The organism is Paenisporosarcina quisquiliarum, assembly GCF_027563315.1.
In the GTDB taxonomy this organism is placed as follows: Bacteria; Bacillota; Bacilli; order Bacillales_A; family Planococcaceae; genus Paenisporosarcina; species Paenisporosarcina quisquiliarum.
This window is the reverse complement of the sequence record NZ_JAMKBJ010000010.1, coordinates 64,391-82,695: the sequence shown is the minus strand read 5'-3', so window position 1 is coordinate 82,695 and position 18,305 is coordinate 64,391. Positions and strand designations below refer to the sequence as shown.

The 18,305-nt window shown below is 39.5% G+C and carries 18 protein-coding genes; 10 read left to right on the top strand and 8 right to left on the bottom strand.

All coding sequences use genetic code 11. The annotated features are described in order from the left end of the window. Positions 1-21 precede the first annotated feature (21 nt). Positions 22-213, bottom strand: a complete 192-nt coding sequence (locus tag M9R32_RS12085) for a hypothetical protein (protein WP_269926987.1) — start codon at positions 211-213, stop codon at positions 22-24. A gap of 278 nt (positions 214-491) precedes the next feature. Further along, on the bottom strand, positions 492-683 hold the full coding sequence (locus tag M9R32_RS12080) for a hypothetical protein (protein ID WP_269926986.1): 192 nt from the start codon (positions 681-683) through the stop codon (positions 492-494). Between the two features lie 217 nt (positions 684-900). Between M9R32_RS12080 and M9R32_RS12075 the strand changes: the two genes are divergently transcribed. After that, entirely contained in the window at positions 901-1,314 is a 414-nt protein-coding gene (locus tag M9R32_RS12075; protein WP_269926985.1) for a hypothetical protein, read from the top strand. Positions 1,315-1,429: 115 nt separating this feature from the next. On the opposite strand, the gene M9R32_RS12070 is transcribed toward M9R32_RS12075, so the two are convergent. Further along, positions 1,430-1,975 (bottom strand): hypothetical protein, encoded by a 546-nt coding sequence (locus tag M9R32_RS12070; RefSeq protein WP_269926984.1) that lies wholly within the window; start codon positions 1,973-1,975, stop codon positions 1,430-1,432. A 372-nt stretch (positions 1,976-2,347) separates the two neighbouring features. Here M9R32_RS12070 and M9R32_RS12065 point away from each other — a divergent pair, with 372 nt between their 5' ends. The 6 genes from M9R32_RS12065 (at position 2,348) to M9R32_RS12040 (ending at position 10,199) form a co-directional block, all read left to right on the top strand. After that, positions 2,348-6,175, top strand: coding sequence for an AAA domain-containing protein (locus M9R32_RS12065; protein WP_269926983.1), 3,828 nt, complete (start codon positions 2,348-2,350; stop codon positions 6,173-6,175). A 5-nt stretch (positions 6,176-6,180) separates the two neighbouring features. Further along, complete coding sequence (locus M9R32_RS12060; RefSeq protein WP_269926982.1) at positions 6,181-6,972, top strand: hypothetical protein; 792 nt, start codon at positions 6,181-6,183, stop codon at positions 6,970-6,972. A gap of 9 nt (positions 6,973-6,981) precedes the next feature. Beyond that, positions 6,982-7,428 carry an HIT family protein gene (locus M9R32_RS12055; RefSeq protein WP_269926981.1) on the top strand — a complete coding sequence of 149 codons (447 nt, stop codon included), beginning with the start codon at positions 6,982-6,984 and terminating at the stop codon, positions 7,426-7,428. Positions 7,429-7,699: 271 nt separating this feature from the next. Continuing rightward, complete coding sequence (gene dnaN, locus M9R32_RS12050) at positions 7,700-8,836, top strand: DNA polymerase III subunit beta (protein ID WP_269926980.1); 1,137 nt, start codon at positions 7,700-7,702, stop codon at positions 8,834-8,836. Positions 8,837-9,357: 521 nt separating this feature from the next. Further along, positions 9,358-9,564 carry a hypothetical protein gene (locus M9R32_RS12045; RefSeq protein WP_269926979.1) on the top strand — a complete coding sequence of 69 codons (207 nt, stop codon included), beginning with the start codon at positions 9,358-9,360 and terminating at the stop codon, positions 9,562-9,564. Then, the gene (locus M9R32_RS12040) at positions 9,561-10,199 is read left to right on the top strand and encodes a hypothetical protein (protein ID WP_269926978.1); all 639 of its coding nucleotides are present in this window, start codon (positions 9,561-9,563) and stop codon (positions 10,197-10,199) included. Before M9R32_RS12045 ends, M9R32_RS12040 begins: the two co-directional genes overlap by 4 nt. Positions 10,200-10,353: 154 nt before the next feature. Here M9R32_RS12040 and M9R32_RS12035 read toward each other — a convergent pair whose 3' ends face one another. The 4 genes from M9R32_RS12035 to M9R32_RS12020 form a co-directional block, all read right to left on the bottom strand. Continuing rightward, on the bottom strand, positions 10,354-10,614 hold the full coding sequence (locus M9R32_RS12035) for a helix-turn-helix domain-containing protein (protein WP_269926977.1): 261 nt from the start codon (positions 10,612-10,614) through the stop codon (positions 10,354-10,356). Continuing rightward, positions 10,611-11,231, bottom strand: a complete 621-nt coding sequence (locus tag M9R32_RS12030; protein ID WP_269926976.1) for a sigma-70 family RNA polymerase sigma factor — start codon at positions 11,229-11,231, stop codon at positions 10,611-10,613. The genes M9R32_RS12035 and M9R32_RS12030 overlap by 4 nt, the downstream gene beginning before the upstream one ends. Before the next feature lie 72 nt (positions 11,232-11,303). Next, positions 11,304-11,462, bottom strand: a complete 159-nt coding sequence (locus tag M9R32_RS12025; protein ID WP_269926975.1) for a YvrJ family protein — start codon at positions 11,460-11,462, stop codon at positions 11,304-11,306. A gap of 176 nt (positions 11,463-11,638) precedes the next feature. Then, on the bottom strand, positions 11,639-12,601 hold the full coding sequence (locus M9R32_RS12020) for a S8 family peptidase (protein ID WP_269926974.1): 963 nt from the start codon (positions 12,599-12,601) through the stop codon (positions 11,639-11,641). A 312-nt stretch (positions 12,602-12,913) separates the two neighbouring features. Between M9R32_RS12020 and M9R32_RS12015 the strand changes: the two genes are divergently transcribed. Continuing rightward, positions 12,914-14,935 carry a penicillin-binding transpeptidase domain-containing protein gene (locus M9R32_RS12015; protein WP_269926973.1) on the top strand — a complete coding sequence of 674 codons (2,022 nt, stop codon included), beginning with the start codon at positions 12,914-12,916 and terminating at the stop codon, positions 14,933-14,935. A gap of 417 nt (positions 14,936-15,352) precedes the next feature. On the opposite strand, the gene M9R32_RS12010 is transcribed toward M9R32_RS12015, so the two are convergent. Beyond that, the gene (locus tag M9R32_RS12010; RefSeq protein WP_269926972.1) at positions 15,353-16,417 is read right to left on the bottom strand and encodes an NAD(P)/FAD-dependent oxidoreductase; all 1,065 of its coding nucleotides are present in this window, start codon (positions 16,415-16,417) and stop codon (positions 15,353-15,355) included. 157 nt (positions 16,418-16,574) lie between these two features. Between M9R32_RS12010 and M9R32_RS12005 the strand changes: the two genes are divergently transcribed. Both M9R32_RS12005 and M9R32_RS12000 read left to right on the top strand, forming a co-directional pair. Continuing rightward, complete coding sequence (locus M9R32_RS12005) at positions 16,575-17,366, top strand: ABC transporter ATP-binding protein (RefSeq protein ID WP_269926971.1); 792 nt, start codon at positions 16,575-16,577, stop codon at positions 17,364-17,366. Between the two features lie 6 nt (positions 17,367-17,372). Then, positions 17,373-18,302 carry an iron-hydroxamate ABC transporter substrate-binding protein gene (locus M9R32_RS12000; RefSeq protein WP_269926970.1) on the top strand — a complete coding sequence of 310 codons (930 nt, stop codon included), beginning with the start codon at positions 17,373-17,375 and terminating at the stop codon, positions 18,300-18,302. The last annotated feature ends 3 nt before the right edge of the window (positions 18,303-18,305 follow it).

The window sequence follows — 18,305 nt, the reverse complement described above, 5'->3', positions numbered from 1 at the left end:
ATTCAGTTGACAGACTTAATGTTAATTAGCTGCACAACATTCCAACTGTTCGTTAACACTTCGCTTGCTGAATGTTTTCTTAAACATCTCAATGACGTTCATTCTTTCTTTGTTCTGCTTAAACTGGTGGTAAGTAGAACGCTCTTCCATATAGCGAGCCATTTCCATTTTCTTCGCTTCCATCATTTGTTCCATTCCGTAAAAGTTAATCATTAAAATCATTCCTTTTCTAATTTGATTTTTTTAAAACAACAACTTTTAATTGTAAGTTGCAAGTGTTAGGGGAGATGTAACAACCCGAAACGAATCTAGTTGTGTTTAGTATTTAAGTGAATTTTTGTATTTGTTGTTTTACCTCTTACTTTATTTATATGCTATTTAATTGTAAAATGCAACTAATAAATAAAATAAATTTTATCGTGGTACAAATGTTGAAGAAAACAAAAGCGGGAGTGACCTGGTCACTTCCCGCCGCATGTTTCTTTGCGATTTTAGCAATTTGCACAACATTCGTCTTGGTTGCTATTTTTTCGATTGTTGAACATTTTCTTGAACAGTTCAAACAGACTCAAACTTTCTTTAGTTGTTTCTCCCTGAAGGAAAAACGACTGCATTTCAATTTGACGATCTATCTCCATTCTTTTTGCTTCCATCATTTGTTGCATTTCATAATGATTCATCATGTACTCACCTTCTCATCTTAATTTCGTGTAGGATCAGTTACATCACATGTGAAAAACATGGATTCAATTTTGACCACATTCAATATGTATATGCCGCAAATGAATATTTGATACATAAAACAAAAATTAAATGGAAAAAATTAAACTGATGAATTCTGTTACATTTTATGTTCCCGGACGTCTGTACTATAATGCACGTAAAAGAAGGAGTGAGAAGATGAAGAAATTTTTAGTTGCAGTCCTGATTTTAGGACTCGCAGGTTATGGACTTTATTATTTCGGAACCAATGTCGCTTCTGAAAAAGTGGTTGATTCCGTTTCAAAAGAACTCGAGGATAGTGGCCAAATGAATGAAGTGAAATCCTATATAGAAAATGATCCCGAATTAAAGGCAATGATGAAGGAAGCAGAATCAGCAGATGAAAGTACATTACCATTCAAGACTAAAGGAGAAGCCACGCGCGTCCTTGTCAAAAAGGTAGGCGTCACTAAGCTTCAAGATTTACAAGCCAAAGTCAGAAATGGAACCGCTTCTAAAGAAGAGGTTTTACAGGCACTCAACGAGGACTTAACAGAAGAAGAAATGTTGGCGTTGAAAGTCATTGCCTATAAAGAAATTTATAAGAAGTAGTCGATGATGGTCAGTCCATTTGAAAAAGTATCAAAACCATAAAAGAGACGTTCAATTTAAGTTAATTGAATGTCTCTTTTTGTTATGGCTATTTTCTACTTGGATAATCGCAGAGTCAGGCAGTACGTCTATTTGGGCGTGGCCAGATAAAGTAACTCAATGTGATAAGCAAATCAAGACCGACCACAAGTGACCATACGCGAATAAGTTGTCCGAAAGCCTCTGTTCTTTCGGCATTTCCAATCAAATTAGTTAATAAGAACAATAAACCAGCACCGATTATAAAGGCGAGTAGATGTCTTAACCAATTAACGAAATCATGTTTAGCAAAAGCCATTCCCGTTTTTTTAGCAGGCTTTTTCTTCGTTTTAAGAATGTAAAAACAAAACTGATCATCAGCCCAGCGAATCATCGATTTACCGTAAGCAATGGAAACACCGATATAGATAGCAGCAATCCCGTGAGCCATTGTGGCAGTCGATCCTCGATACATGTCGTACCCCGTTAAAGCAAGTAAAGCCAAATCCACTAGAGGCGTCATTGCAAAGAGGACTAACCCAAGTGTTTCTTTTTTTCCTATATAGCGAGCGACAAGACCACTGACTATAAACACCCAAAATAAAATCTCACAGATCACAATAGCCCAAGCAATTCCATTCATAAGTGCACCTCTTCTTTATTAAGTACGCCTGTATTAATTAAAATATACCATCGCAGTTCATTGTAAAAAAGAGGGATTTTTCCACCCCTTTATGGGTAATAAAAGTTCAGTTGAAGTATTAACCGATTTCGTTGGACAAATGAGGAGTTTCGTTGGAAGTATTCAGGATTTCGTTGGACAAATCACGAGTTTCGTTGGAAAAGTAAAATTGGGTTACTTCAAGAGAAAGAAATCAATCATCTTCAGCCACTTATCATGTTCGAAGACGGACAATTCTTTCTTTAATTGAATTGAATTCCTACGTCGATTTGAACATGGATTTCCGATACAATGGAAAGATGAGTTTTTACTGGGCAGGGGGTGAATGTAGCGGTGAATGTGAAAGTTAGTGAGATCACACGGTGTAACTTGGCGGTTGGCAGCCGGTTTAAGAAGAATAAACCGAAATTGGCAGAAGAGATGACGAACTTGTTGAATGTGTCTCCAGTTGTAGACGTTCACATGGAACGCCTTTCAGATGGGCAGACAAATCAAAAACGAGTCTCTTTATATATTGAAACTGAATCAGTCGAAGGAACACCAGTCATGGAGTGCGAATGGATTGGTAACGGACTTGAAGTTGTTCATTTCTATATAACAAAAAAGCGACTTCAGTTAGGAAATAACCGACATTTGCAGATGAGGATGGCGTTTGATCGCAAAGGATTAGTCTCTACAGAAATGACGCTCTCACTTTACAGGATTATTCAAGCTCTTCCCATTGCTTCCGACCGATCGGAGTACGTGAAAAAACGGATTTCCAGCTGGGAATCGTATTTACGGGTTATGGAACGCAACGCAGATGTCGAAAGGCTCGAAATTGGTATCCGGAGTGCAAGGTTAAGCCTGGACTTTCGTAAAGTTACATTTGAACTTCATAAACTGCCGAATGGCTTTGATAAGTTCTACAAAAAATCGGCGGTTAAATTAGTCGAGACTAACCAAAGCCTCGGGAACGTTGTGCAGGTGCAAATGGGCAGACGTTCCATTGATATTGAACTGACCAGAGATCTTCAGGAAAAGGCACGGACGGGGAAATGGCGAGTACCGGCAAATGGCAAACTCGCATTCGACAATGTGGCAGAGATGGCGCAAATCAATCGTTTGAAAGATGGGTTTAAGCGTCTGGAAAATGGTTGGGCGGTAAATCCGAACCTCGAAAAGCTACTATTTGAAAAGCGTCCAACAGTTCGAAAAGGGAAGGTACCGGAAGACTTAGCCTTCAAGCAAAATCTGAATGATTTTCAACGTCAGGCAGTAGAAGGTGCGATTGCCGCACAAGATCTCTATGTCATCCAAGGGCCACCTGGAACAGGGAAGACGACAGTTATATCTGAAATTTGCTATCAGCATGCGAAGATGGGATTGAAGACACTCGTCGCTTCCCAATCGAATTTAGCGGTCGATAATGCGCTGGGTAAATTACTGACGGACCAGGATATTCGTATTTTACGAATTGGTCGAAGTGAAAGCATCGAGGAAGAGGGCCAGCGTTTTGTTGAAGAACAAGTTGCTCTTTACTGGAAGCAACAGACACTTTTGTCGATCCAGACACATGTAAACCAGTTTGAAAAAGAGGAGAAAATCTTACTATCTTCTATAAAAGATACCGAAGCAACGCTAGAAAAACTGAAAGCTGAAATAGCTGTTCTTGAAACGAAGAAAATAGAAAAGAATCAAGCCAAGGAAAATTTGAACAGACTTCAGCTCGAAATGAAGTCCAGTCAGTCATCCGTTCAAGAGTTGAAACGGAAAAAAGATCAATCTGATTTTCAATTCAATATGAGCCAGGACATTTTTGAGGATGCAAAAAGTAGATATGAACGATTGAATGACCAAGTCGCGCGTTATTCAGGGACGGGTGAATTTGCTAAGCTACAAGCTAAACTCAATGATGAGCTACAGGTGCTTCAAAAACAGTTAGCGTATTTACAAACATCAACGTCACTTCATCAGAAAAGAAATGCGCATCAAGAAACGACTGACCAACTGAAAAAGGCTTCTGCTCAACAAGAGCTATTGGAGCGTATAGCCAAGCAGATGCCAAATGTTAAGAAAATTCCTGAGCTACAAGCTTTGATTGGCAATGAATCCTGGGCTCGTTCGTCTGAAATTAACGGCATACTTCATCAAATGGAACAGTTGCGTAGGAACTATCAAGCTTCAATTAAAGCTGGCAATCATTCTGAAATGGATGAAACGTTGAATAAAGCCATTAAGTATGCGGAACAACAATTGATTGCCCATCAATACAATATGAAGATGCTCGGTAAGAAAATTTCCATGATGCCGAATGTGGTTGGGGTAAAGCTAGAAGATCGATATGTAAAAAAAGTGATTGACGCATTTCGTGATTATGCCAAACAAATGAACGCTTTCCGAGAGCCTTTAGTTCAAGCCGACCGACAAAAACTGTCTGCTATATATGAACATATGATGGTCCTGAAAGCATCCAGAAATGTTGGATTCACACGCAGTGTTGCACAAGGGAACGAGCAAATTAAGAATGAAATATTGACTTCATTTGAACAGTTAAAAGAAATCGTAGGACAGGCTCTTGTAAAACGCCAGCAAGAGATTGTTGCAGAGATTAAATCACTGACGCCAAAACTGTCTGCTTTGGACGAAGAAATTGAGTCTTATGAAAAGACCCTTTCTGACATGCATGAAACGGTACCCAATCAAGAAACGCTTCCTCCAATGGTCGAACTAGAAAATGCTCTTACGGATAAAAAATCCGAGCTGGAACAGCTGGGAACAGAAGAAAGTTACCTGGAAGGTTTGGTTCAAGCAGCATCCGTACAACAAGGGGTACTGCAAAAGCGAGAATATGAAATGACCCAAATCCAACAGTCAATGGATGAACTTGAACAAAAATTGACGATGGAACAGTCGAAACAAACGAACATCCATGAAGAAGTAGTGGAATTAGAAGAAATCATTCGTATCGATATAGATGCTTTATTGAACGAAGTGAAATCGAACTTCGAGAAATTGTCACCTCAATTAACTGAATTAAAACGTAAAGAAACGTTCCTGAACGTGTCAAACGATATTCGTCTTGAGTGGCAAGATATGCTTGGGCAATCGACGACTTACGATATGGATGAAATTAAAAAATTATATATCCAGTACGCAAATGTAATAGGGGTGACCTGTTCGATTTCAGCAAGTAAGGATTTCGTGACTCAGTATCCCGATTTTGATGTCGTCATTATTGATGAAGTATCAAAAGCGACACCTCCCGAATTACTGTTGCCGATGCTAAAAGGGAAAAAAATCATTTTAGTTGGCGACCATCATCAACTGCCTCCGTTGGTCGGCCAGGACACGATGGATGAAGTGCTTGAAGATATGACCGATGCGAAAGAGAAAGCCGATTTGAAGTCGATTTTAAAGGAATCCATTTTTGAACGATTGTTCAATGATTTGCCTGAAGACAGCAAGGCGACGCTTCGCATTCAATACCGGATGCATGAGCACATCATGGAAACCATCAATCCGTTTTATCAAGAAAACAATTACGGGTTGGAATGCGGTCTTGTTGATTCAAACAAGGATCGGGATCACTTGCTAGATGGCAAGCTGTTTAAACGAGGACAGCATATTATCTGGTACGATATGCCGAACGATCAAGGGTATCTTGAGGAGCGGGAGCAGCATAGTCGCAGCTATTATAATGCAGCTGAACTGAAACAAATTCGTGAATTGTTGCTGGATTTGAATCAGGCTACTGCTCAAGCGAAAAAGGATGGGCGTTTAGATGAAACCGTAAAGAAAAAAGTAGGCGTCATCAGTTTTTACGGTGAACAAGTGAAAAAAGTAGATCGTCTTCTGAGCCAGGAACTAGATCTGCCTCATCTGCATTGCCGGACAGGAACGGTCGATAAATTCCAGGGGATGGAGATGGATGTCATCATCCTGAGCTTCGTTCGTAATCATCACCAAAAGGATGGGAACATTGGATTCTTGAAGGATTATCGTCGATTGAACGTCGCTCTTTCCCGAGCACGAGAACTTCTAATGATTGTCGGCAGTGCGGATATGTTCACGAAAAAAGCACATGGGGAAGCCCAAAAAGCCATGTTCCAGCACGTGTTGAAGGTCGTGGATAAATACGAGGGACTGAAACAGTTGGAAACTAACACAGGCAGGAAGTGATTTTTGTGAGCAAACAACTGGATACAGAAATGTCGAAAGTATCAGCCATGTTGTTGGAACAACGCCATCTCAGGTTGCTTGGAAGTGAGCGGTGGTTATTTCCACTTCAGCTTGCGAACATTCAAATGACAACGGGCATCCGAAGTCAAATGGATGTACTAATGAAAATGATCTTAAAGATTTTAGGGAAACTGGACGTTAAACATGCTACGGAAATCAGTGAATTGCTGGCAGTAGAAAGCATTTTTGTCGAGCATATGCTGAAGTTGATGATGCAAAATCAGATGGTTGAGATAAATGATGGTTTCTATCGGCTGACCAACATGGGGATGGAACAACTAAAAGTAGGGACGTTCGTCCATGATTCCATGGAGGAAGAAATCGAAATTGCATATAGTCCCTACCACAACGATGCCCTCGTTCAAGATTCAAATCAAGCCTCTATAGAGACAGAGAATCAGTTAGCTGATTATCGGTTTGCTGACGACATTAATCAGGTTGATGTGACCAAACTAAAAGACTCGCAAATCATACAGATGATCGAGGACTCGGGTTATGAATTTATCGTGGAGAACGGACAAAAACAGATTGAAGAGATTAACTTGATTGAAATACAAGAGACGTTGCAAGTAGTGTGCTTTGAATTTCATATGCATGACACTACGGAAGACTCCGTTTTTATACGTGTCTGGAATACATGGACAGGCCAGTTTGACGTGCTGTTTGAAACGGAACTGAATCAGAAAGAAGCAAGTCGCCTGAGAAAACACTACTTTGACCAGCCGACATCCAAATGAGGTGAGCAAATGACGAAACATGAGCATTCTGAGTGTCTAGGTTGTGCACTAGCAAACAAAGCTTTGCCCGTTCAAGTGGTTTATGAAAATGAATTTGTTTGTTGCATTTTAGACCATGATCCTTTTAACGAAGGACATACTTTAATTTTACCCAAGAAGCATTTTCGCTTTGTAGATGAATTTGACACCGAAACGGCAAACGCCGTAATGAATGCAGCTCAATTAATGTCAAAGGCAATTAAGAAAATGTACAAACCTGATGGGATAACAGTTTGTCAAAACGGCGGAGCATTCGATGAATTGTCCCATTACCACATGCACGTCGTTCCAAGATATTCTAATCAATCATTCGCTAGTTTCTTCACAGAAGAACCTTGGGACAACGAAGATCTTAAAGAGAAACTACCAGTTACACGCAAAGAATTAGCAAAAGTGATTAGTGAGTTACTAGCTTAAATCTTAATATGCATCCGCCTAAAATATTTACTATCTGACCGCTGAATTCACATCTTCAGCGGTTTTTTCTTGTTTACAAGATGTTAATGATGAAAGAAATAATTGTCGCGGTTCGACATGAAGCGACAAAAAGTTGAGTTGTTAGGCTATACAATAAATAGACAGATCGATTTAAAAAAGAAATTAATTTAATCATTTCAATCCAGTAATCATCATCGTATTACGTACTAATGTTCAAATTTTTAAAAATACATACAAGTGAGGTATCATCATGAAATTTGAAATCAAACGTGATCGATTATTAGATGGGTTAAATGATGTTATGAAAGCAGTAAGTTCTAAAACTACGATTCCTATTTTGACAGGAATCAAGTTCGACCTAACAACAGCCGGGTTATATATAACAGGTAGTGATTCTGATATCACGATCCAAACTTTTATTAAAGCTGAAGAAAATGGCGAACAGGTTATCAATATTTTTGAAAATGGAACGATTGTGGTACAAGCGAGAATGTTCAATGAGATAATACGAAAACTGCCTACAAATGCTGTTGAAATTGAAGTCAATGGGCAAAATCGGACGCATATTCGTTCAGGTAAGTCAGAATTTCATTTAATTGGATTAGATGCTTCTGATTATCCCTTACTTCCAGATATTCAAGATGATCATCAGTTTAGCATTCCAGCAGATTTACTAAAATCCACAATTCGTGAAACTGTATTTGCAGTCTCTACATCAGAAAGCCGGCCGGTATTGACTGGTGTTCACTGGCAAGTAAAAAGTGGAGAACTTGAATGCTTAGCGACGGACAGTCACCGTTTGGCTCGTCGGAAAGTTACGTTACAGCAGCTGCCTGAAGAAGAGTTCAAAGTAGTAATTCCAGGGAAAAGCTTAATTGAATTAAATAAAGTCATTGCGGATTCTTCACAGCCTGTACATATTATGATGACGCAACAGCAAGTGTTGTTTAAAACAGAAGGTATTCTATTTTATTCACGTTTATTGGAAGGGAATTATCCAGACACATCCCGATTGATTCCAAGTGATTATAATACGACCATCACACTTGATGGAAAGGCTTTGCTTCAAGCAATTGATCGCGCTTCCTTACTTGCACGTGAAGAACGCAATAATATTGTCCAATTAACTTCATTGGGTGGAAACATCATTGAGATATCCTCTAGCTCACCCGAAGTGGGACAAGTGGAAGAAGAAATTCAGGCAACTTCTATTGAAGGAGAAGAAATGAAAATCTCTTTCAGTGCGAAGTATATGATGGATGCATTAAAAGCTTTTGGTGGGCACGATATAAAGATTCAATTTACAGGAGCAATGCGGCCCTTCATCTTGAACTCCGTTCACGATAAAGCCATTTTGCAACTAATAGTGCCTGTTCGAACGTATTAAAATTTAGAAATAGAAGAAACGAGTCGTGACCTGGTCACAACTCGTTTTTTTACTTACTGATTCAATTTCATAAATGCCTCTAGATAAATGAAACTTGAACTTTTTAAGTGTATTCTTTTAATTTTGTTATGAATTTAGGGGAATTGATTGGAGTGAAGGCGCGAGACTCCAGCGGGAGCAGCGCGAGCCGAAGACCCTGCAGCGAACGGAGTGAGTGAAGCGGCTGAGGCCGTGCCCGCGGAAAGCGAGCGCCGGAACGGAAAGCAACCGCTTACTGCATTACGCTAATTATCTTCTCCTAAAAATACGGGAGAACTTTTGACTAATGGTAAGAAAGTGTCCGCCCGTAACGGAAATCAACAGAATCGCTGTGACGATTTCTGTTTCTGGAAAGTTCGTGTTTACAATCGGTTTTGTGAATTATGAAATTGATTCTACTAAAGTTTTATGAACAATTTTTCTTCTACTCGTGGGCTTTTAGCAATTAGAAGTACCTACTATAAGTAGAAGGAGAGATGGATATGAAAAACTTAAAAATAGAGTATATCGGTGGAACGTACACTGTAATTGAACATGTTAAAGGATACCAACTCGTTCGAATCATCTGGGAGTATGAAGATGAAGAAGCAGCAGAAAAGGATCTAATTGACATCCTATTGAAAATCAAGAAAGAGTACGAAGTGGAAGATCTCTATAAGGCAAAGAAGATGGGAGGGATAAATGGATGATTCAATTCATCGAGAAAATAATAGATGCAGAACAATTAATCCATGGATTCGATTATGCAATCGTCTCGATGGCGGCTCTTGATGACGACTTTGAAATTTATTCTGTCGATGAATGGTACAACATCGATAGCCTGACCTATTTCGAAACTGACCGATTGAAGAACAATCACTATCAGACATTTTTAGAGTTACTGAAAGGGTTGAATTATCATATAGGAATGGGAATTACCCCAACTCCTCATGTCGGAAATGCCACATTTTATTTACCGCAAGTGAGAATCGATTTAAGTGCAGCTTTAACTTTTGGTCTTGGGGTAGTGGAAATATTAAGAGGGGAATATGCAGGTCAATTCATGCTTTATAATTTCATGAAAATGAATCAAGAAGATTTGATTGAAACAGATGCCTTGGATGAAATTCTTAGGCTTAAGCTTTATTTCCAATACACCAACCCGTTTGATTACTATGACAAAGGCGTAGATTTTTTAATCAGAAACAAATGGGGTTACACCATCGTTTTGGTCTTGAATAAAAGAGAACAAGTGAAAGCAAGATTTGAGGAAATATCCAACTATCATGTAAGTGGCGGCGGTAGACAAGTAGATAAGAATCAGAGGGTGGCTATAGTCAATTAATGATGAAAAGAAAACGCATGAACAAAAACACACGATTTTAGGATATTTCTAATACTTTATTAACCAACTTCATCAAAAGACCTCCCATCAACTTAGAAAGGAGGAGGTTTAGCACATGGCTATGCTTTGTGGGAATGGCCAAAAATTATCCATTTTATAATTGGTCATAGTATTGAGTATCTTGTCCTTCCAAGAGGTCGAGCATTTGAAAATAGCCCGGAATGTTATCGACTTCATAATTTCGGATGCATTCCAGTAATTTGATTTTCAGTTCTTGGGATAAGTCTTCTCTGTGTTGCCATTTAGTCTGATGCAAAGAGCGATCAATTTTCGGAGCAAACAAATCAATGACAATGGCCAATGAATCGTTATCCGTTCTTGATTGCTTTACTAAAGTAAACAAACTTTCACTCATTTCTGCCCCTTCCTTCTCTGTTCAGTTTCTATTATCTCTCTAATCTTTCTTAATGCTTTTGTATGGCTTTTGGAAACTGCTTGCTGGGATTTATTCAGGCTGTTTGCAATTTCGGAATCGTTCAATCCATAAATGTAAGCCAAACTCAGTACTTGCTGCTGATTTTCTGTGAGTGATTGAATCGCATGAAAAATATCATAGCTTGTCAAATGGTCCATAATTGTGGATGAATCAATGAAAATGTCTGTGTTTCTCATGTTCTCTGAAGAACTTAGTAAATCAAGGAATGTTAATTCACCCTCGTCTTTTAAAGGTCTGTCCAAAATTAACTGGTACCGTTCCGAGACCAGCTTAATTTTCTTGTCATAATTGATTGCATTAAAATAAATGGTTTGTGATAAATAGGTGGTAAATCTGATGTTGAAGTAAAATTCCCTGAATGTATCATCTAATTTCTTCTTTAATTCGGGAGTGGGTTGATTTCTGACTTCTTTCAACAAGGCAACATGTTCCGGAATTTCCAAAAAAGATTTGATGATAGGGTTTTGAAGGTGTTTTTTTAGTTTATCCAAGTAAATCTCAACACTTTGAGTATGATGATCGAATAACTCTTTCATCTAATGACCTCCCGCAAAGAACGCTAGTTCGGTTAAGCGGTTAAAAAAATTTAAAGGAACTTCGATTTCATTTTACAAATAATCTTTGATGTCTTCATTCAACTGAAAAATGACATCTTCCAATTTTTCAATTTTCCTCTCAAATCGATAGAAAAGATAAATAGTGATGGCAATCGGAAATCCAAAATTACCTATTACTGTTGTCCATAATGGAACATCTACTGTATTCATGAAATATCCCCGCCTTCTTTATTAGTATTTATTTGATAAAGAAGACAGATGCGACTATTTCACAACTCCTTGAAAAAAGTTTATTGAAAAATTATTACATTTATGAATAGAACTAGGTAAGCAACGAAAACAATTGGAAATACAGATGCCTTTTAAGTAAAGGCATCTGTTGTTTTTTATATGGAAACCAGTGATTCTACTCTTTGTTGATCGAAAACTGTTTTAATATAATCTGGAAGCGTCAGATAAACTAACCCATTTCCTTCGATATAAGGAGAATTGCCAAGTGGTACTGTCCGCTTAATCAATTGCGCATACAATTCGGGAACAGTTAGTTCTCTCTGAAATGATGCATTCGCCATTACTTTTATCAAGGCCAATGCGCCAGATACGTGAGGCGTCGCCATTGAAGTGCCGCTTAATGTCGCATAAGTTCCATTTAGGTAAGTGGAAGTCACTTTTTCACCTGGTGCAACCAAATCAACTTGGTTATTGGAATTGGTAAACTCAGAAGACTCTCGTTCCATATTAACCGCTCCAACGCTTATTACTTCGTTGTAACAGCCAGGATACCCCAGTTCGTCCGTCGAATCTTGCCCGTCTCCATCATTACCTGCAGCACAGACAACAAGAATCTTTTGATTCACCGCTTCGATAATCGCTTCGTGAAGTTCTTTTACATCTGATGGTCCACCTAGAGACATGGAGATAATATCTACTTTTTGTTCGATTGCATAATGAATGGCTTCGATGATCCAATCATACTGGCCAGAACCATTTCTCCCGAGAACCTTCAGTATCAATAAACTTGCTTCCGGTGCAACGCCAACGACCCCCTGGTTATTAAGTGTTGCTGCAATCGTTCCACATACATGAGTTCCATGACCGTTGTTATCTTCGAATCTCTCCGGATCCCCTTTGTAATCTTTCGTGAAATTACGTCCCCCGATAATACGGTCTTTCAAGTCGGGGTGATTCGTATCGCACCCTGTATCCAGAATGGCGATAGTGATCCCTTTTCCTTTTGTTTCGTTCCAAATCTCAGGGGCTTGAATAATTTCGACCCCTTTTGGGATTTCATTTACCGTGTCCAGTTGTTCTACTACGTGGTAAGGAATTAACTGTACAAAGTTTTTCACATTCTCCCTCCTCATATTTTGGTAAGCGAAATCTAGATGTGTAATGATAGTACCAATTTTCTGAAAAGTTAAATAGATTCAAAGGTAGCATATATTGGAAGAAAATAATAGGTAATATATAACAAATATTTACTATAAATTACTAATAACCTATGGTTTTCAAGTTTACGACAAATAGTGAGTGATTCTGTCTGATAAGGCTAGTAGGATCGAATAATGTTTAATTAAAGTTAGGAGGTAGATTTTAACAAGTTTAAGGGGAGAATGTTACCATTAATATACAAATTATTAAGTTAATAAGGAGGTTATAGAATGAACAAGGGTTTGTCAGCTGTTAGCGCATTATTGTGTATCGCCTTCATCCTTACAGGCTGTCGCGATCAATTGACACCGGAGGAACGGTTAAAGGAATACGTTGGTCATTGGAACAAAGGGGATTTCGATGCTATGTATAGCGGCTTCCTGAACAAAGAGACAAAAGAGATATTTGGAGAGAAAGGTTTTGTCGAGCGACAGGAAAAACTGCAAACAGATTTAGGAATTGAAAATATAAAAGTAACGTATACCAAGCCTGAGAAGGATAAAGAGTGGGACACTGAGGAACCAGCAAGTTTTCCAATACAAGTGAAAATGGATACATCAGCTGGTCCGGTAACATTCGAGAAAACGATGAAGTTGGTGCACGAAACTCATGATGAAAAAGAAAACTGGTTTGTAGAGTGGGATACTTCGTTTATATTCCCAGAACTAGGAGAAAAGGATAAAATCAGAATTTCAACGCTCCCACCGGCACGTGGTGAAATTCTTGACCGCAACGGACTGCCAATTGCAATAAACGGCAAGGGCTATGAAATAGGCATCGAGCCTGGTAAATTCACGGATGATGCGAAAAAAGCAGAGCTGATTATGTTGCTAGAAACAACGGAAAAGTACATTGATGATCAGTTAAGCCAAAGCTGGGTAAAACCAGATCAATTCGTACCGATTGCTAAAGTTGCGAAAACGGATATGCCATTACTGGAAAAGCTTGATGACATTCCAGGGGTCTTACGTAGGGAAACACCAATGCGTGAGTATCCATATGGTGAGGCACTTTCGCATTTAACCGGATTTATCGGTGTCATTACAGCGGAACAGTTGGAAAAACGTAAAGAAGACGGATATACGGAAAGTGACTTCATTGGGCGACAAGGATTGGAAAGATTACTCGAAGATCGGCTACGGGGAGAAGAAGGAATCCGTATTTACATTGATAAAGCAGAAGAAGGTGCGGAAGCAATAACGGTAGCCGAGCGACCCGTCGTGGACGGTGAGACGATTTCTTTGACGATTGATGCAGAGCTGCAGAACGAAACGTATCAAGCGATGCGAGGCGAAGCGGGAACAAGTGCTGCAGTCGATCCTAACACTGGAGAGACACTTGCTCTTGTCAGTTCTCCTGGTTTTAATCCATCCGAATTCATGCTAGGCATAAGTGGTGATCGATACAAGGAATTGGAAGAAAACCCGTTAAAACCATTATTCAATCGGTTCACTGCTACTTATGCGCCAGGCTCTACAATAAAACCTATAACGGCAACAATTGGTTTGGAAGCAGGTACATTGAATCCTACTAAAGGAATTACAATAAAAGGAAAGACATGGCAAAAAGATGCTTCCTGGGGGGACTATCGGGTAACGCGTGTCCATGATGAAGCACCAAATCCGATAGATTTGAACAAAGCACTTGTCTATTCGGATAATATTTACTTTGCGCAACAAGCTTTGGACATGGGCCGCGAGACATTTGTGGAAGGAATGAAACGTTTCGGTTTGGGTGAGGAAATACCATTCTCTTATGGAATGAAATCTTCTCAAATTTCAAATAAGGGAACAATTGAATCTTTAGGGCAGCTTGCAGACACGTCATTTGGACAAGGCCAAATGTTGACGAACATTCTTCATCTTGCGTCGATGTATGAAGTCTTTCTAACAGACGGTGTCATGTATAAGCCAACTTTGTTTTTAGAAGAGGAAGACGCTCAAGTTTGGAAGGAAGGACTTATTAGTGCTGAAAATGCGGCGCTTATTCAAAAAAGTTTGCGAAACGTTGTGGTAGATGGCTTTGCACAGGCTGCCAATCTTCCTTCTATACCTCTTGCGGGAAAAACAGGTACGGCAGAACTGAAAGCAACTTCGGAAGAGAAAGGACAGGAAAATGGATTTTTTGTTACGTATAACTCCGAAAATAATGCTTTCATTCTTGCGATGATGATCGAAGGGGTGGAAGATAACGATGGCAGTGCTTATGTAGCGGAGCTCGTGTCGAATGTCTTTGCACCATCGGAAGAATAATATGAAGTAGAAAAAAGAAAAAGGTAGCTGAATGACTTATTCAGCTGCCTTTTAGTTTTAGTTCAGTTAAACGATATTGTTGATTTTCGTTCCATGCGGACGCTTTCCGCGGGCAGTCAACTAGCCTCCTTGAGCCAACAGGATGTTGGTCACAAAGGCGTTGCCAAATTTCTTAGTTCTGCATTTTGCGACGAGGAAACGCAGGAGCAACACGAGGTGGCGTTCTTAGCCTTTGTTCATTTATGCTGCTCCTGCGGTTACTCGTCGGAAAGATATTGGCCATTCGACCAATATCTTTCCTGTGGGAATATCTTGAGCTGAAGACCCCCGTAGGTGGCTGAAGCCAAGCCCCCGGAAAGCGAAGTGGCGGTCCCTGCCATTTTATATTGGAGTTTTGTTTTTTCAACTCACACGAATTTAGGCATGAACACTTTCTTTCAGCAACTCTTTTACGAGTTCTTTATTACGCGCTTTGAAAACATCATTATGGGAAGAGACCATAGCTACTTCATCTGCTTCTGGCTCTATATATTGTTTCGCTTTGTTGACTGCGTTCGCAGCATCCTGGAATGTACCGGCAATCAAGTTAAGTTTGCCATCATGTTTCAATATATCACCAGCTGCAAAAATACCAGGAATCGAGGATTCACTGTTTACGCTCCCTGCAATATAATATCCATCAGCTAATTCTATATTTACGGAACTATTTTCAAGTAAAGCGATATCTTGTTCAAATCCGTGGTTGATGACAATTTCATCAACGGACAAGTATTGTTTTTCACCTGTAATGGAATCGGTCAGTTCCACTGTTTCGATATGAGAATTGTCTCCTGAAGCAATCAATTTGGAAATGGACGTATGGAACAAGCAAATGGCATTGCTTTCGAAAAGCTTGGTAACTTGAGCCTCGTGTCCAGTAAAATCACCTTTTCTGTATACGACGATGACTTGTTTAGCGATAGGGGAGAGTTCATTGGCCCAGTCGATGGCCGAGTTCCCTCCACCAGAAATGATGACCTTTTTATCTTTAAAGCGCATTAGCGATTTAATCGTGTAATTCAGGTTGCTTACTTCAAATCGGTCAGCACCTTCAATTTGTAGTTTTTGTGGAGTAAGGATCCCACTCCCGGTTGCCACGATAATTGTTTTGGTTATATGTTGTTCGTTTGTATTCGTAGTAATTTCGAATAGTTGATCCGCCCGCTGATGGATCGCTTCTACTTTTGTATTCACTACGACGGTTGGCTTAAACGTCAATCCTTGTTCCACCAGTTTCTCAATAAGCATCGCTCCAGGTAGAGGTGGGTGTCCGCCAACATCCCAAATCATTTTTTCGGGATAGACATGGATTTTGCCACCCAGTTGAGGCTGGAATTCAATAATCTTCGTTTTTAGTCCGCGGAGTCCACTGTAAAAACTGGCATATAAACCTGCAGGGCCTCCACCAATGATGGTTACATCATATTCTTCTAAGTGCGTCATTCTATTCAATCCTTCCTCAACTGGTAATAAATCGTGGTTTTTAAATTTATATATAGTGCTATTGACAGGTTTAGCTTACCCCATTATAGTTAGCTTGTAAATGATATTGATAATCGTTATCAGTAAATATACATAATTTATTGAAAGGAGGTTGAAAATGGTTCGGCTACAAGCGAAGGACTTACAAATCCGATATGCGGATCGAACAATTGTCGAAAACTTATCGGTTTCCATTCCGGATGAAAAAATCACCGTCATTATTGGTCCCAATGGCTGTGGAAAATCCACATTATTAAAAGCAATGACTCGTATCATTCCTCATCAAAAGGGCTCCGTTGTTCTTGATGGTGAAAGCATTGTCAAAGAACCCACAAAACGCCTGGCGCAGAAAATTGCTGTACTGCCTCAGACGCCAGAAAGTGCGGGTGCACTGACTGTTGGGGAATTGGTGTCATATGGACGGTTTCCACATCAGAATCGATTTGGAAGATTGACTAAAAAGGATTTAGAAATGATTGACTGGGCACTTGAAGTGACAGGTACTAAGTTTTTCAAGTCACATCCCGTAGATTCGCTATCAGGCGGGCAACGTCAACGTGTGTGGATTGCTTTGGCCCTTGCTCAGGAAACCGATATGATTTTCCTGGACGAACCAACAACCTATCTGGATATGGCGCACCAACTGGAGATTCTTGAATTGCTACAGCAGTTGAACGTTACGGAAAAGCGCACAATTGTGATGGTGTTGCATGATTTAAATCATGCTGCCCGTTTTGCGGATTACATTATCGGCATGAAGTTTGGGAAAATCGTGAAATCGGGACCGAGTGAAGAAATTATCACGAAACCGGTTTTACGCGAACTGTTTCAAATCGATGCCGAAATTGGCGAAGACCCACGTACAGGAAAACCGATTTGCATTACCTATAATTTAGTAAGAGGAGATTGACATAAAATGAAAAAATACTCATACCTATTCATCGCACTTCTTGCGATGTTTGTACTAGCTGCATGCGGCGGTAACAAAGAAGAAGGAAAATCTACTTCCAATGCAGGTGACTCTTCAGAACCATCAACTATCACATATGAATCTGAAAATGGACCTGTCGAAGTACCAGCTGACCCACAACGTGTAATCGTTTTAGCTTCATTTGCAGGTAACGTTATGGCATTGGATGTTCCTTTAGTTGGGGTTGACTCTTGGTCGAAAATGAATCCACGCTTTGAAGATAAACTTGAAGGCGTAGAAGAAGTAACAGATGAAAACCTGGAGAAAATTATTGAAATGGATCCGGACTTAATTATCGGTCTTTCTAACATCAAAAATGTAGATAAACTGAATGAAATAGCACCAACCGTTACATATACGTATGGTGCAGTTGACTATTTAACGCAGCACGTAGAAATCGGGAAATTACTTAATAAAGAAAAAGAAGCACAAGCTTGGGTGGACGATTTCAAAAAACGTACACAAGAAGCAGGCGATGAAATCAAAGCGAAAATTGGTGAAGATGCGACTGTAACTGTAATCGAAAGCTTTGATAAAGACTTGTATGTATTCGGCGACAACTGGGGCCGCGGTACGGAAATCCTTTATCAGGAAATGGGTCTAGGCATGCCTGAGAAAGTAAAAGAAATGGCATTGAAAGATGGTTACTATGCATTATCTGCTGAAGTTTTACCTGAGTATGTTGGAGACTATTTAATCTTCAGTAAACATAAAGGTGCGGACAATTCTTTTGAAGGTACAGAAACATTTAAAAATATCCCGGCAGTGAAGAACAACCAAGTGTATACAGTGGATGCAATGGAGTTTTACTTCAATGATCCTTTGACACTGGATTATCAATTGGAATTCTTCAAAGAATCTTTCTTAGGGAACTAAATC